Here is a 16,071-nt window from a genome sequence, read left to right as displayed (position 1 = left end):
ACTATAAATTTCGCTTAATCCTTTCCAGTTGTGCTTTCAGTGAGGATAATTTATCTTTCAGGTCTACCTGTGCATTAATGGCCTGTTTACGGGCTTTTAATTGCTCTTTGGCTCCTTTAATGGTATGCTTATTTTCTTTTACCAGGTGATGAATCAGGCGTAGTTTCCCGATATTCTCCGGATTATAAAGACGATCGCCTTTGCGCGTAGTACGTACTTTCAGGCTGAACTCTGTAGTCCAGAATCGGATATGAGAGACATTAACCCCAAACATCTGCGCTACTTCACCAATGGTGTAATATTTATTCTCCAGATCGAATTCCGGTAAGGCCGTTGTTTGCGCCTCTGCTTCCGGTTCGGTTGCGACCAGGCTTTCTTTCCATGGCTGCCCGTCCTCTTCAGCAATGATCGGTTCTTCCGTTACATCCTGCTCCGGTTTGCTTTCTTGCTCGGCCTCTTTGGATTCCACCACAGGGGCGGCTCCCGGCTCAAAGCTGAGCCCGGCATAAGCGGTATAGTCCAGTGCGATCATCTCGGTAAACATCAGTTTATCCAGGTTGTCGACCGGTTCTTCTTTTATCGGGGCAATAGAGATTTCCTGTTGTGTAGTCTCTTCTTCAATTTCCGGAACTTCGAAAGTGATTTGTTCGGTTATCGCTTCCGTTTCCTCAGGTTTTTCCTCCAAGCCAATCGCTTCCGTTTCGCTTTCTTCTTCTGTTTCCGTTTCTGTAATCTTCTCTTCTATTTCGAAAGTATCAGGTGCTGTCATTTCTGCTTCCGCAGACAGGTCTTCTTCCTCTATTGCATCAGCGGCCTCTTCAGTCAAAGGTTCTGACGGTTCTGGTACAATTTCTTCCTCAGTTTCCGATACAGTTACTTCCTCGGCAGGCATATCATCAGCTGCTTCAATAGCGATTAATTCCTCCTCTGCTGTCTCCTCGATTAGGGCAGACTCTTCATCACTGATCGCTACAGGCTCCGGCTCCTCTGCAGGCACCTCTTCTTCTATTGCAATGATTTCTTCTATGGTTATTTCTTCCTCTTCTTGTATCGCGATAGAAGGCTCCTCTGCTACGGGGTCTGCCTCTGTAGAGATTTCTTCTGCTACGGTTGTTTCCTCTACCGCAGGTGCTTCTGTCTCTATCGCAATGGTAGCCGCAGGGATTTCCTCAACCGGTTCTGCTTCCGATACCATCTCAGCTACAATTTCGGATACGACTTCTTCTTCCGGTTCAGCAGGTGCTTCCGGCTCTGTTACTTTCTTTCCTTTTTTGGGTGTATTTTTCTTTACTTCTTTCTGTGGTTGAGGGATAAAGTATTCCTCATCGTCAAAAAGTGTGGGCATTTGGCTCATAGTACAAATTTAGGGTGAAAAGCTTAAAACCGAAGGCTGGAATACGGCTTTTCTGAAATTTATATTCTTGTCCGGCAATGTTTAACATTTCCGGGATAATGTACATGTAAAAAAAGGGAGTGCCGACGGCACTCCCTTAAGGTTCAGATCAAAATATATTAACTCAGTAAGTAAGAGATATCTTCTTTGGTCAATTTTTTCAGGAAGCCACTATCATCGGCAATCAGGTCTTTTACCAGGTTCAGCTTACGCTCCTGTAACATCATGATTTTTTCCTCGATCGTATCCTTACAGATCAGGCGATAGGCAAAGATGCTCTTGGTCTGCCCGATACGGTGCGTACGGTCAATGGCTTGCTGCTCTACTGCAGGGTTCCACCAAGGGTCTACGATGTATACATAATCGGCTGCGGTAAGGTTCAGCCCCACACCACCTGCTTTAAGGGAGATCAGGAACACACGGCAATCGTCACTGTTCTGGAACTCGTTGATGGCTTTCTCTCTTTCGGTCATTGAAGTACCACCATCGAAATACACATAAGGGATACCCAGTTTCTCCAGCTGATCACGGATCAGTCCCAGCATACCCAGGAACTGAGAGAAGATTAGGGCCTTGTGGTTACCTGTATTCTCACTGATCTCACGCACCAGTTCATCGATTTTCACAGAGTGGTTTTCAAATTTCTCTGCTTCATTCAGGATAGCCGGTGAGTCACAGATCTGACGCAATTTCATCAGACCATGCAGGATACTCATCTGTGCACGCTCAATACCTTTTGCCTCAATCTCACCCAGGATCTTGGAGCGATATTCGGAACGGTATGCATCGTATATTTTCCTTTGCTTGGTACCCATTTCACAGAAGAGTACGGTTTCTACTTTTTCCGGAAGATCAGGTGCTACCTGCTCTTTGGTACGGCGCAACAGGAACGGATGGATCATTTTACGCAGCTGCACTTTCACCTCTTCCTCCTGGTTCTTATCAATCGGCGTCGCAAATTCATTACGGAAGAAGTCGATAGAGCCGAACATACCCGGGTTCAGGAAGTTCATCTGTGCATACAGGTCAAATGTATTATTCTGTACCGGAGTACCACTCAATGCCAGACGGTTTTTGGATTGCAGTTGCAATGCCGCTTTGGCCACGAGTGATATCGGGTTCTTAATCGCTTGCGATTCATCCATCACCACATAATCAAAGTTGATCTGCTGCAGCATTTTGATATCGCTACGCAATGTACCGTATGTGGTAATGATTACATGGAACGGATCAAAGTCAGACACTTTGCTGTTTCTCTTCGAACCATGGTGCATCATGCTTTTCAGGTCAGGGGTAAATTTCTTAATCTCACTGGACCAGTTATGCATCAGGGACGTAGGACAAATAACCAGGAATTTGGAATCCGGTTGTTTGTTCTGGTATGATTGCATGAAGGTCAGTGTTTGCAGGGTTTTACCCAGACCCATATCATCTGCCAGGATACCACCCCAACCGGTCTCATTCAGGAAGGTCATCCATTTGAATGCAGCCTGCTGATATGGTCTTAATGTAGCATGTACATTATCCGGGATTTCTGCCGGTGTTGTCTCATCAAATTCATAATTGATCAGGCGCTCTTTTTTCTCATACAGATCCTGCAATTCTTCATTTGGTCCCAGTTCTTCCTGCAGGCCTTCCAGCGCAGAGAAGTGGAATTTTTTCAGGCGTACACTTCCGTCCTTCACCTGTCCCAGCTTCAGCATCAGGGCATATTTGTCCATCCACTCATCGGTGAATAAACCCATACTGCCATCTTTCAGCTGCACGTATGTTTGCTTCTTGCTTAGAGCTTTCTTTACCTCATTGACGGTCACCTGCTGGTCGCCAAAGGATACCGTCAGCTCTACATCAAACCAGTCGATACCGCTCTTCATATTCAGATTGGTGATCGGCTTATGCGGATTGATGCGCATTTGTTTCAGGTTTTCGTAACCGATGATCTCTACATTTTGCTCCTTAAGGGTATCCATAAAATGGAAGTACCAGCTACCTTTAAGTGCTTCTGTTGCCAGCAACAGAAAGGACTGAGATTTACGACTCTCCTGCATAGAAGGGTGCAGGTAACGCAGCAGGTTGAGGAAGGTCTGCTCTGAGGCTTCGTTACGCTCATACACCACTACTTTACCATTACGGGCACTTACTGCCGAAGAAGTATCCAGCCAGTGTTTTTCGATACCGGCATAAGAGAAGGCCGGTTTAAAGGCCATCATCTTGTCAGACTCTTTCAGGTACAGTTTGTATTTAGGCTCTTCGGCTACCACACGTTCCTGCAATTTCTCGTGGAAGTGTATAGTTGTTTTTGCAGAAAGCGGCATCAGTGTTTCTTCAAGAAACTTGCTCCATTCTGCTTTACCAATATACATCACGCCGGATTTATCAAACTTCGCGATGATATCAATAGTATCTATATTACCGATCGTATGAAAAGTATTTTTATACAATACCAGACCTGCGTTCAGTAATTCTACTTCATCTATATTCAATATCTGGTCTGCGATAGAGATCTGCAGGGAGACATTTACACCCGTTTTAAATGGTTTTACATCAATATGCGCCGTAAACACTTGTTCACTAAAGGCACACTTAACCAGGTCTGCCGGTTTCAGGCTGTCCTTTTTGCGGGCGTAATAGATAAACGGATAATCTTTATACTGTGCAAACAGTCGCTGATAGCGCGGAATGGTAAAGTCCCATACCTGTTGCTTCAGATCATTGTTCGGATTATTGCGCAGATCTTTGTCCACACCATCCAGGAAATCTCCGAAAGGCGAGTTTTTCTTCAGCCATTTTACCAGCTCGTCGGGGCTTTGCTTACGCAATGCCGTAATGAGGATCTTCTCCCGGTCATCAAGGAAGATAGGATCAATGTACTGATTATACAGTACCGGCTCTATATTTCGCTCATACGCATCTCCCTCGGCAGTAGGCACACCGGCTACCAGGTCGAAAGAAGTGTATGGATAGTAATCACTGATGTTGCGGATAAGCACACCCAGCTTCTTACGCTCTTCTCTTATTGAAGAAGTTGCTTCCTTAACCGGCTCCGGCGCTACAGGTTTGCCTGCGGCATTAAAGTCCAGTTTCTTGATTGTTTTATCCAGAACACGCAGGAAAGGTTTGCCTTCGTGATAGGAGAATTCAAACTTCCCGGTCAGGTCATCATCAACCGTATATCCGTAGAGCGCCAGAAGCTTATTTTTCTGCGTATCCCAGTTGCGCAGAGAACTAAAGTAATTAGCCCCATGTTTATACAGGATCTCCAGGAAGACAGACACTTTATGGATACATAAAGGGTAGTTCTTTTCGGCACAGCTACAGGAGGTGTCAAAATAGCGCTCCTCGTTCTGCTTGATGATTACCGTAAATTTACGGGACTCATCATCAATCACCTCTGCTCTTACGGCTTCGTCCTGTGCTTCGATGATGTTAATACGATTCTCGGCATACCAGTCTTCTGCAATAGCAGTAATGGATTCTGAAGAGAATAGTTTTAAAAAGTTGGCCGTGATCTGGCGCATACGTACAGTAGTATGCTCCTGGTTATAATCAATATGGGCATGTTCGAAAAATCCGCTTTGCAGCAGATCGTTCAACTGGAATAAGGCTGCGGCCTGGTGGCGGCATACAGGTCCCATGTTATAAGGACACTGACAACGCATAGATAATTTACCCGGTTGCAGGTAGTTACTGATCGTTACCTTGTAGAAATTGTTATACACATCATTCCGCACACGAAACGCCACCTGTTCGGTCAACGGATCGTTTTCCAGCATTTGCACCCCGGAAGTATGAAATATTTTCTTTCCTCTTCGGATTACTTCATCGGTTGCATTGTGATAAATATGTTTCAGTATTTCGGGTAAGGACATGATATAAATTGGTCAAAAAAAAGCAAGCGACAAAGTTAGGTAAAAAAGCTGGCAAAAAGATCATCGTACCTGAACCGACCGTATATTTCGGGCTTTTTAGCGTTATTTTATTATTTTAGCAAGCTAATCATTTACTTTATCTATGGCGACTACAAATGATACCTCCGGCGGCCGACCGGCTACCCAGGGCAAAAATCACCCAAAGGGCTTACCTTTCCTCTTCCTTACAGAGATGTGGGAACGATTCGGATATTACCTGATGCTGGGTATATTCCTGCTGTACATGATCGATACTAAAAGCGGTGGCTGGCAGTTCCCTGATGTGAAAGCAGAAGACATCTTCGGCACTTTTATTGCATTTACATACCTGACCCCATTCCTCGGTGGCTTCCTGGCCGATCGTAAACTGGGCTATATTAATTCTGTGTATATTGGTGGCGTACTGATGGGCCTGGGTTATATGGGCCTGAGCATTCACCAGGAGGGCGCATTTTTTACCTCTATTGCCCTCATTGTAATCGGTAACGGATTCTTCAAACCCAGTATCTCTACACTATTGGGTAATCTTTATTCTGAAGAACAGTATAAAGACAAGAAGGATGCGGGGTTCAACATTTTCTACATGGGTATCAACATTGGTGCTTTTGTATGTAATATCATCGCAGCCTTTATGCGTAACAAATACGGATGGAGTGCAGCTTTCCTTACTGCAGGTGTAGGTATGTTTGTGGGCCTGTTGGTATTCACTATCGGACTGAAGCATTATCGTCATGCCAATATCCTGAAGCCTACTGAAAAAGGTGACGTGGGCATCAGCCAGGTATTGCTGTACGTATTCCTGCCGGCCATCGTGGTTGGTGCTTTAGGCTGGATGATCCCGAATAATATCTTTGGTAGTGATAGTTCGGATGCCTTCATTTTTGCCTGTATCCCTGTCATTATTTTCTTCATCAGCCTGTATGCACGCGCTACCGGTAGTGATAAGAGACCTATTGCTGCCCTGCTGGCCATATTTGCGGTAAGCATTATGTTCTGGGCGGTGTTTAAACAAAATGGTACGGTACTGACCCGTTGGGCCAAATACTATACCGATCGTCAGGTAACCGGCGGTGTGGAAGATGCGGCCAATAAATTATACCTGGCAGAAAAAGTACCTTCTGTAAAAGATACGGTAACCCTGTACGATTACCAGTTCCGTGCACAGAAAGATGAGCTGGGCAAAGTGATTAAGGTAGTAGATCATGATGTATATTTCAAAAATGCACGTCCGGAAAGTATCCCGACCGATGGTCAGCCGATCTCGGTGATGAATACGGAGCTGTTCCAGTCTATAAATCCGTTCTGGGTTGTTTCGCTGACGCCGCTTGTCGTAGCCTTCTTCTCAATGCTGCGCCGCAGGAAGCGGGAACCGACCACGCCGGCCAAAATTGCCTGGGGTATGTTTATCTCCGCGTTGTCCGCGCTGGTCATGGTAGCTGCCGTATACTACAGCAATAATGGTATGGAGAAAGTATCTGCATTATGGCTGATTGGCTGTTATGGAGTTATTACGGTCGGAGAGCTGTTTTTAAGTCCAATGGGCTTATCTTTGGTATCTAAATTGAGCCCATCCCGTCTTACAGCCCTGATGATGGGAGGATTTTTCCTCTCCACTTCAATCGGTAATAAATTAAGCGGTATCCTGGCCAATACCTGGTACCAGTACGATAATAAAGCGAATTTCTTTATTGTTAACTGCGGACTATTACTGGTCTCTGCAGCCATAGGATTTGTTTTATTAAAGTGGCTGAATCAGGTAATGAAGGAAAAAGGCGTTAGATAAGTATAGAAGATCTGTTATAAATTAAGAACCATGAAGAAAATACTATTTGTTCTTGCAGGATTATTGCTCGGACTTTCGGCCAGCCAGGCGCAGGAGCGCTACAGCAGCGGTGGCCATAACAGTAAACCTAAAAATAATGCTTCGGGTTTTGATCCGCAACGTATTGTCATCGGTGGTGGTTTATCTCTGGGCTTTGCCAACAGCACTTTTATGGCAGGCATTTCCCCTATGGTAGGCTATAAACTGACCAATAATCTGCTGGCCGGTGTAAGCCTGGGCTATCTCTATTACAGAGACGGAAAGTACAAAGAGTATTACAACACCACAACCAACCGTTTCGAAATATCTGCACTACAGTCATCTATGGTATCTCCCGGAGCCTGGGTCAGATATAACATTTTTAATCAGTTTTTTGTGCAGGTGCAATATGAGCATCACTTCTCCAATACCCGCTGGACAGATGCTGCACGGATAGCCGGCGGATCGGGCAAGGAAAAGGTTAGCATCAGGTATGATCTTCCTTCTCTGCTTGTGGGTGCCGGATACAGATTGCCTGTATCTGAGCGCATCAGTATGTACATAGGATTGTACTACGATGTACTGCAAAACCAGACGATTAAAACGGTAACTTCTTCCAACGGATGGTACCAGGGTACTGTTGCCAGTCCGTACTACGGATCGATACAACCGGTTATCGGGTTTGGTATCGGCTTCTAATTTATTTTACCTATATAAAAGCGTACCAGACATATGGTACGCTTTTCATTTACTTTTTTGTTTATACACAAATGAATGCAACTTTACTTCTGCTGATCATTCTGGCCTATTTTGCGCTGCTGTTGGGTGTTTCCTTTTATACAGCACGCAACTCTAATAATGAATCGTTTTTTATCGGTAACCGCAACAGTAACTGGATGCTGGTTGCCTTCGGTATGATCGGTACCAGCTTGAGTGGTGTTACTTTTATTTCGGTACCGGGCACGGTAGGCAAAATGACTTCGGGCATGTATCCCTATGGTGGTTTTGAGTACTATATGATGGTGATCGGTTTCTTCATCGGGTACTTTATCGTAGCGGCAGTACTGCTCCCGCTTTATTACCGGATGAACCTGACATCGATCTACACTTATCTCGGCAAGCGGTTTAATGTGGAAGCACACAAGATCGGTTCTATTTTCTTCATTATATCCCGTAGCATCGGTGCAACAGCGCGACTGTACCTTGTGGTTAATGTGCTGCAGATCTTCCTGCTGGAGCCCCTGGGCGTGCCATTCTGGGTCACCTCACTGGTATTGCTTTTGATGGTGCTTTTATACACCTTTGAAGGCGGGGTGAAGACTATTGTTATTACTGATACCCTGCAGACTTCTTTCATGATCATCAGTCTTATTGCCTGTATTATTTATATCCTGCACTCCCTGGATCTATCTGCCGGTGAGGCTTTCGGTCAATTGCAGGAAAAGGCTTATACCCGCGTACTGAACCTGGACATGAACGCCAAAACCTATTTCCTGAAAACGATCCTGGGGGGTATGTTCATTACCATTACGATGACCGGACTGGACCAGGAGATGATGCAAAAAAACATCTCGGTTAATAATCTGCGTAATGCCAAGAAGAATATGCTCAGTTTTGCCGGCATTTTGCTGATCGTGAATCTTGCGTTTCTCTTCCTGGGTGGTTTACTGTATTTATATGCGCAGCAGCAAGGCGGACATTATATCGACAAAGGATTTGTATTGGGCTCCGGCGGCGCCAGTGTAATGGGAGATGACCTGTTCCCGGCACTATCCCTGCAAGGGCACTTCCCTATGATCATTTCGGTTATTTTCATCATCGGGCTGATCTCGGCACTCTTTCCTTCTGCAGATGGTGCCTTAACGGCGGTAACCAGCTCTTACTGTGTAGACCTGCTGAAGCTTAATGAAGATACTGCTAAAACAGAAAGTCAGAAAAAGAAGCTAAGAATCCGTATCCACCTGATTTTCACAGTACTCTTCTTTGTACTGATCATGATCTTTAAAGCCATCAACAATAAGTCGATTGTATACCTCATTATGGAGGTTGCTGGCTATACCTACGGACCCTTACTGGGCTTATTTGCTTTCGGTATATTTACCAAAAGGCAGATCGACCGCAAGTATGCTATTCTAACGGTAACGCTGCTGGCTCCTGTGCTCACTTATATCATCAATGCGCTTGTTTCAGCTTATAGCCATTACGCCATCGGTGTTGAACTGATTATTATTAATGGCATGATTACCTTCCTGGGCTTACTGATCGTAAGCCATAAGGCTAATCTGCCCATCAAAGTAGCATAAAAAGCTGGCCAAAATAAATAAGGGGACTCAATATGAGTCCCCTTATTTATTTTGGCCAACGAACCTGGTAAGGATAGGTTTCATAAATAGCATTATCTTCATTTATCGTATATCCATTCTTCGCATCTTCTACCGCCTTGTTGTAGAGCTTCTCGACCTCCTCTGCCGGGGCTCCTTGCCTATTAAGACATACCGCACGGTAGTATGCCGCATCCGGAAAATTAGGATATAAGCGCAGGGCTTCATTAAAATGTTTTAGTGCCTCATCCATATTACCCAATTCAAATTGTGCAATACCCCAGTAAAACAGGCCCAGGTGGTGTACCCGGTCCTTACCGCGCTTGGCTTCCTGCTCTTCCGTATAGTTACGCAACAACACTTCTGCCTCTGCAAAACGATTTAGCTGCAGCTGACTGATGGCTATATAAAAGGCATATGTGTGATCCATAACATAGCCATTTCCATAGTCAGCAATACAGGCTTCCAGGTCTGCAATGGCTCCGGCATAATTCTTCTGAAATATGCACTTGATAAAACCCCTGTAAGGCAGCCACCGCTCCCGGTCATAATGTACTGCTTTATCAAGATAGCCCATACCTACCTCATATTTACGGCATTTGAAATAAGGCATAGCTTTCTGCTGCCATAGATATGCAATCGTACTATCCTGTGCAAGGCCCTTATCCAGGCAATCCTGCCAGGCGCGCATGTTGGTGTTATAATTGTACTGCTGTGCACAATTAAGCGCCTCTTTCTGTATACTTTCCTGCCTGGAGTCCTGTGCTGTGACTACCAATGGGGCTACCATTAAGAATGCTGCTGATAAAGTCATACATTTCATGAGTATAGGGGTTTATATATAAAAGAATACCCCTTCCTGAACGGAAGGGGTATTTATATGGTAAAGATGTTGCCATCTTGGTCTTATCTACGTTTTTTTGACGCTTTGAAAGAGTTTCCAGAAGGAGCATCTAAGATAGTGCTTCCTAATCTGTCCATGATACAACGGAAACCTGTAGTAGCAGTTGGTTGATTTGCTTGTTGGAAACGTCTTGTACCAGGGCTTAACCAGTAGTAGTTGTCGCTCCATGAACCACCTTTGATTACACGGCTATCATTGTTGATCAGGCTTTGTCTGCCATAATCGTAACGGTATTGGCCTTCATTTTCCAGAACATCTCTGTTATCTGCTTTCTTGTAATCTCTGTTGTATTGACCAACTAAGTCTGTAGAATCGATATCAACTCTTACTTCGCGACCTAAGCTATCTTTTTCAGTGATGGTGTAATCGCTTTCGATTTTTCTTTTAGTGAATTTCTCACCACCTACAACAGGACGATAATCGCTGAAGTCTTGTAAAGAAGTTGCACGGTAAACATCCATACACCACTCGTTTACGTTACCCGCCATGTTATATAAACCGTTAGCATTCGGTAAGTATTTATGTACATCAGCAGGACCGAAAGAGTTATCATTCAGACCACCGGTAACACCACCGTAGTCTCCGCTTTTGCGTTTGAAGTTAGCCAGCATTTCACCTTTCTGAGCATTTTTCTCCTGGTATCTTACTGAACGGATATCACCCCATGTGTTGGATTGACGATCTGTAAAAGCTTCTTCACCACGGCTGCGTTTGCTGCGAGGAGAAGGGTTGTTTGCGATTGCACCCAGTGCAGCAAATTCCCACTCTGCTTCTGTTGGCAGACGGTAGTTAGGCAGTAACATACCATCAGCATAGTTGGTTGGTCTTGAACCGGAACCTGTAGGATCCAGATCTCTTTGCTTGGTACGACCCTGAGAACCCAGGTACTGACCGTTTACGTATGTTTCAGAAGTAAATACATCTTCATTCACCTGGTTAGGGTTTTTCTTCAGCAATCCGTTTTTCATCAGGATTTGCTCGTTCACCCTGTCAGAACGCCATTTAGCATAATCGTTAGCCTGATCCCAGGTAACGCCTACTACAGGATACTGATCGTATGCAGCGTGATTGAAGTAGTATTGAACGTAAGGCTCGTTGTATGATAAAGAAGAGCGCCAAACTGTTTCGTCTGGTTTAGCAGCATCTACCACATCCGGATAATCGGCACCATAAGCACGTTGTAACCAGTAAATATATTCACGGTAGTGTACGTTTGCTACTTCGGTTTCATCCATATAGAAAGAAGAAACAGTTACCCTGCGTGGAGTGTTGTTTTTTGTATAATACAGATCTTCATCCGTTTGTCCCATTACAAAGCTACCACCTTCGATAAATACTAATCCGGGACCGGTTTGCATACCCTTGTAATTCTGCGCAGCAGAAAAACCACCCAAACGAGAGTCATTGTAGTTCCAGCCCGTCTTTTCGGAAACTCCTCTTCCTTTATTAGAAGAACATGATGTCAATACTGTAGCGAAACCTACACTTAGCAAACTAATACCAAATAGTGCTCTTTTCATCTGTTATTAATGTTTATTTTACATTGTTTCGATAAAAAATATACCGAAAAGCGATACAATAATATAACTTTCTTTTAGAAATGCAAAGCCTTTGCTAATATTTTCTAAATTTTTTTTAAAATTCCCAACTGTGCCAACAGACGCTCTGTCAACGCCTCACAATATTAATGATTATGGAACAAAAAAACGATAAATAACCTAAATTATTTATCGTTTTTCAGTGTTTTCCAAATGATTATTTCATCTCTTATTCTTAACGTCTGAAACCTCTGTCCATATTTCCACCGCCTCTTGAAGGAGCGCTGTTGCCGGATGAGCGTTCCGGAGCCGAGCGTTGCATAGAAGGAGCAGGTCTTGATTCAAATTGCTGGCGCTGTGGCGCAGGACTTACCTGACGTTGCGGTGCCGGTGCAGCTTGCTGGCGTTGTGGCATTGACTGCGGAGCACGGTCATAGCTTCTTGATGGCGCAGGCTGACTCATACGCTGAGGTGCCGGAGCCGGCTGTTGCTGTTGCATACGCACTTCTCTTGAACGGTCAATACGGTTATTATTATTATTGTCCATCATTCTGTTTGGCGCCTGCTGCTGCGGTTGTGGTTGCTGCATACGCACCTCTCTTGAACGATCTATACGATTATTATTGTTATCCATCATCCTGTTCGGAGCCGGTGCAGGAGTAGGTGTTACACTACGGTTAGGTGCCGGAGCATCTGTTCTGCGTTGATAGCCACCATTATTCATCTGTGGATCAGGACGATTACCTCGGTCATAACTATTTGTATTGCCAGGTGTACGTACACCATTATTATTATTGTTTCTTACCGGATTTTGTGTTCCTTGTCCGGGATTGGCTCGGTCCCCTCTGTTAATGGTTTTAACATTACGGGTGTCAATGCTTCTTGCATTGGTACTGCGCACAATATTATTTACATTAGGACGGTACATTTCGATATTTCCACCTCTTACATAACTGCGGCCTCCGCCATTACGATCAGACAGGTTGTATACTGTAACAGATCTGCGTACAGAACGTTCTACATCACCACGGCTTGGTCCTACAATGTAATTTCTGCCACCGTAGTTGTTATAGTTGTTGATAACGGTAGTGTTGTTATAGATATTATAGACATTACCACGGTTATAATAACGGTTATAGCCTCCTGTGTAGTAAATATTAGACATCGGAACGAATGTCCACCAGTTCATAGGAGCATTGAAGCCGAATGACATGCTGATAGAAACGCCAGGACCTAAAGGAGCCCAGCCATAATATCCGCCACCGCTACGCCAGTTTACCCATGCCGGCCCCCATTCATTCCCAGGAATCCAGATCCAGCCATAATAGGAATCATACGTCCATCTTCCATAGTGGAAGGCGGCCCATCCCCAGGAGTAATTACTCATCCAGGTATTACCGTACTGAGTCATAGCCCAATAACCGTTAGTCTGATATGGGGAGAAATCACGACCTACGCGCGGGCTCCACACCATACCGTACTGCGGATCTCTGAACCACTGTCCGTGAGGGGCAAGGTCATTATAGAAGGCCATATAGTCATTGTTATAACTATTGTACCCATTGTTATTATAATTATCGTCCTGGTAACCACCCTGGTTATAACCATTGTTGTACCCATTGTTATTATTATATCCGTTATTATAATTGTTGTTATAATTATAGTCGTCGTTATACTGGGCGCTTGCTTTAGTACCGGTTGCGATCAAAGCCGCCATTCCCAGGGCAGTGCCTAAAGCCAGTGTTCTGTATTTTTGAAGTATGTTTCTCATCGTTTAGTATTTATACAAGTTTTTGCAAATCAATTATGATACATAGACGTGTATTGTATTAACAAGTTTAGTCAGCCGGATATAATAATTCGTTAATGAACTGTTTTTTAAAAAATAGTAAAGGGGTGCCGGCAAGGCACCCCTTTACTATTAAAGCATAATCACTTGACTTAATCGATAAATCCACGGTTACGTAACAATGGTTTGATATCTGCTTTATGCCCGGTGAAATTTTTAAAGGCATCGTTCAGGTCTATGGTATTACCTACAGATAAGATATACTGACGGAAGCGGTCACCGTTAGCACGGGTTAGTCCGCCATTGGCTTTAAACCAATCGTAAGCATCATTATCCAGGATCTCTGACCAGATATAGGCGTAGTAACCTGCAGAATACCCATTACCCCAGATATGCAGGAAATATGGTGAATGGTAGCGCGGAGGCACTTCAGACACCAGCAGGCCTACATGCTCCAGTGCTTTACGTTCAAAGTCATTGGCGCTGGTTACCTGGCTTTCATCAGTAATGCTGTGCCATTCCAGATCCAGTGCTGCTGCTGCCGCCAGCTCGGTCATATTATATCCCTGGTTAAACGTAGCTGCTTTTTTCATTTTAGCAACCAGGGCTTCCGGAATCGGTTGTTTGGTTTGGTAATGGAGTGCATAATTTTTCAATACACTTGGCTCCAGTGCCCAATGTTCGTTGATCTGAGAAGGGAACTCTACAAAGTCTCTCGCAACGGAAGTTCCGGACAGAGATACATATTTCTGGCTGGCAAACAGTCCGTGAATAGAGTGTCCGAACTCATGGAACATAGTGGTCACATCATCATAACTGATCAGAGAAGGACGGCCGGGAGCCGGCTTCTGATAGTTGAATACATTTACAATAACCGGTTTCTGCCCCAGCACATAAGACTGATCTACATAATTGCTCATCCATGCGCCACCGGATTTATTATCGCGGGTGTAGAAGTCCAGGTAATAAATCGCAATGGATTTACCATCTCTGTCAAACACTTCATAAGCCACTACATCAGGATGGTATACCGGAATATCGGAGCGTTTCTTGAAGGTAACACCATACAATTTTTCAGCCGCAAAGAATACCCCTTTCTCCAGAACAGTAGTCACTTCAAAGTAAGGCTTGATCTCACTTTCATCCAGGTCATAATGTGCTTTACGCAATTGTTCTGCATAGAAGTTCCAGTCCCATGGCTCCAGTTTGAATCCGCCTTTCTGCTGATCGATCAGTTCCTGCAATGCCTGTGCTTCTTTACGGGCTTTCGTTACTGCAGGAGTGGCTATCTGTTTCAGCATTTCTTCTGCAGCTTCTGGCGTTTTTGCCATCTGATCCTGTAGTTTCCAGGCAGCATAGTTTGGTTTACCCATCAGCTTTGCTTTCTGCAAACGCAGTTTTGCAATCTGTTCGATCAGGCTGCGGGTATCGTTAGCATCACCTTTCTCTGCACGGGTCCATGAAGCTTTATAAAGCTTTTCGCGGGTAGCGCGGTTTTTAAGATTTTGCAGTAATGGTTGCTGTGTTGTGTTCTGCAGTGCCAATAAGTACTTACCTTCTTTACCCGCTGCTTTTGCATCATTATGTGCTGCCTCCAGCTCTTCTGCACTCAGGCCATCCAGTTCTGATGCCTGGTCAAAAAATACACCTCCGGCCTTACGGGCCGCAAGAAGCTTTGACGTGTAACTGGCGATCAGACCTGCTTCCTGCTCATTCAGTTTTTTCATCTGCTCTTTAGCGGAAGCAGAAAGATTGGCACCGGCCATAGTGAACTGCTCATAGTAATACTCCAGCAGTTTTTTATCTTCATTATCCAGACCCAGCGAGAAGCGGTTGCCGTACAGTTTGCTGATGCGTGCAAACAAAGCCTCGTTCAGGTAGATACCATCTTTATGTGCAGAAAACTTCGGTGCATATTCCTGCTCCAGTGCCTGAATTTCAGGACTGGTATTGGCACTGGTAAAGTTGTAGAATACACTCAGCGCGCGCTTGTATACAGCTCCACTTAATTCCAGTGCGAGTATCGTATTTTTAAAAGTTGGCGCTTCTTTATCAGCCGCTATTTTAGCGATTTCTTCATTCTGTATCTTCATGCCCAGATCAAATGCAGGTTTGAAATGTTCTGTTTTGATTTTATCAAACTGTGGTGCCTGATATTGTAATGGGCTCTTTGCAAAAAACGGATTATTCATAGCTTTATAGTCGGCCGTCTGGCTCTTTTTAGCAGTATTACAACCGGCTGCAGCTCCTGCTGCGGCGATGCATACCAATAATTGAGTAGTATTCATTATTCGATTTTTTTAGGCCATAAAGTTACGGCTTCCCTGATAATAATCTTGTCGCACAGATGCAGAATTGTTTAAATAAATAAAACATACTATTCATTGCACTTTAACAATCACGGTATATAAAAGCCT

Annotated in this window: 9 protein-coding genes; 3 read left to right on the top strand and 6 right to left on the bottom strand. The window is 44.4% G+C overall.

What is annotated here, in order from left to right; all coding sequences use genetic code 11:
• Window position 1: 1 nt before the first annotated feature.
• Window positions 2–1,354, bottom strand: coding sequence for a MerR family transcriptional regulator (locus EMP01_RS15595; RefSeq protein ID WP_202615995.1), 1,353 nt, complete (start codon window positions 1,352–1,354; stop codon window positions 2–4).
• Between the two features lie 158 nt (window positions 1,355–1,512).
• The gene (locus tag EMP01_RS05865) at window positions 1,513–5,262 is read right to left on the bottom strand and encodes an SNF2-related protein (protein ID WP_129020535.1); all 3,750 of its coding nucleotides are present in this window, start codon (window positions 5,260–5,262) and stop codon (window positions 1,513–1,515) included.
• 142 nt (window positions 5,263–5,404) lie between these two features.
• Here EMP01_RS05865 and EMP01_RS05860 point away from each other — a divergent pair, with 142 nt between their 5' ends.
• From EMP01_RS05860 to EMP01_RS05850, 3 genes are all read left to right on the top strand, one after another.
• Window positions 5,405–7,084 (top strand): peptide MFS transporter, encoded by a 1,680-nt coding sequence (locus EMP01_RS05860; protein ID WP_129020534.1) that lies wholly within the window; start codon window positions 5,405–5,407, stop codon window positions 7,082–7,084.
• 30 nt (window positions 7,085–7,114) lie between these two features.
• Entirely contained in the window at window positions 7,115–7,801 is a 687-nt protein-coding gene (locus EMP01_RS05855; RefSeq protein WP_129020533.1) for a hypothetical protein, read from the top strand.
• 71 nt (window positions 7,802–7,872) lie between these two features.
• A complete protein-coding gene (locus tag EMP01_RS05850) occupies window positions 7,873–9,405 on the top strand; it encodes a sodium:solute symporter (RefSeq protein WP_129020532.1) in 1,533 nt (510 codons plus the stop codon).
• A 46-nt stretch (window positions 9,406–9,451) separates the two neighbouring features.
• Here the strand turns inward: EMP01_RS05850 and EMP01_RS05845 are convergent, their stop codons facing one another.
• The 4 genes from EMP01_RS05845 to EMP01_RS05830 all read right to left on the bottom strand — a co-directional run bounded on the left by EMP01_RS05845 (window position 9,452) and on the right by EMP01_RS05830 (window position 15,942).
• Window positions 9,452–10,237, bottom strand: a complete 786-nt coding sequence (locus EMP01_RS05845) for a tetratricopeptide repeat protein (RefSeq protein ID WP_202615994.1) — start codon at window positions 10,235–10,237, stop codon at window positions 9,452–9,454.
• Window positions 10,238–10,329: 92 nt separating this feature from the next.
• Window positions 10,330–11,847, bottom strand: coding sequence for an SUMF1/EgtB/PvdO family nonheme iron enzyme (locus tag EMP01_RS05840; RefSeq protein WP_129020530.1), 1,518 nt, complete (start codon window positions 11,845–11,847; stop codon window positions 10,330–10,332).
• Window positions 11,848–12,100: 253 nt separating this feature from the next.
• Window positions 12,101–13,636, bottom strand: coding sequence for a DUF6600 domain-containing protein (locus EMP01_RS05835; protein ID WP_129020529.1), 1,536 nt, complete (start codon window positions 13,634–13,636; stop codon window positions 12,101–12,103).
• A 170-nt stretch (window positions 13,637–13,806) separates the two neighbouring features.
• Entirely contained in the window at window positions 13,807–15,942 is a 2,136-nt protein-coding gene (locus EMP01_RS05830; protein WP_129020528.1) for a M3 family metallopeptidase, read from the bottom strand.
• Window positions 15,943–16,071 lie beyond the last annotated feature (129 nt).

This window comes from Edaphocola flava (assembly GCF_004118155.1).
GTDB lineage: Bacteria > Bacteroidota > Bacteroidia > Chitinophagales > Chitinophagaceae > Edaphocola > Edaphocola flava.
Note: the sequence above shows the minus strand (reverse complement) of the source record. Positions and strands in the feature narration are given on the sequence as shown.

What these genes read in the sequence shown, in the direction of transcription:
- EMP01_RS15595 (WP_202615995.1), bottom strand. Translation starts at nt 1,354, where the DNA reads ATGAGCCAAATGCCCACACTTTTTGACGATGAGGAATACTTTATCCCT.
- EMP01_RS05865 (WP_129020535.1), bottom strand. Translation starts at nt 5,262, where the DNA reads ATGTCCTTACCCGAAATACTGAAACATATTTATCACAATGCAACCGAT.
- EMP01_RS05860 (WP_129020534.1), top strand. Translation starts at nt 5,405, where the DNA reads ATGGCGACTACAAATGATACCTCCGGCGGCCGACCGGCTACCCAGGGC.
- EMP01_RS05855 (WP_129020533.1), top strand. Translation starts at nt 7,115, where the DNA reads ATGAAGAAAATACTATTTGTTCTTGCAGGATTATTGCTCGGACTTTCG.
- EMP01_RS05850 (WP_129020532.1), top strand. Translation starts at nt 7,873, where the DNA reads ATGAATGCAACTTTACTTCTGCTGATCATTCTGGCCTATTTTGCGCTG.
- EMP01_RS05845 (WP_202615994.1), bottom strand. Translation starts at nt 10,237, where the DNA reads ATGACTTTATCAGCAGCATTCTTAATGGTAGCCCCATTGGTAGTCACA.
- EMP01_RS05840 (WP_129020530.1), bottom strand. Translation starts at nt 11,847, where the DNA reads ATGAAAAGAGCACTATTTGGTATTAGTTTGCTAAGTGTAGGTTTCGCT.
- EMP01_RS05835 (WP_129020529.1), bottom strand. Translation starts at nt 13,636, where the DNA reads ATGAGAAACATACTTCAAAAATACAGAACACTGGCTTTAGGCACTGCC.
- EMP01_RS05830 (WP_129020528.1), bottom strand. Translation starts at nt 15,942, where the DNA reads ATGAATACTACTCAATTATTGGTATGCATCGCCGCAGCAGGAGCTGCA.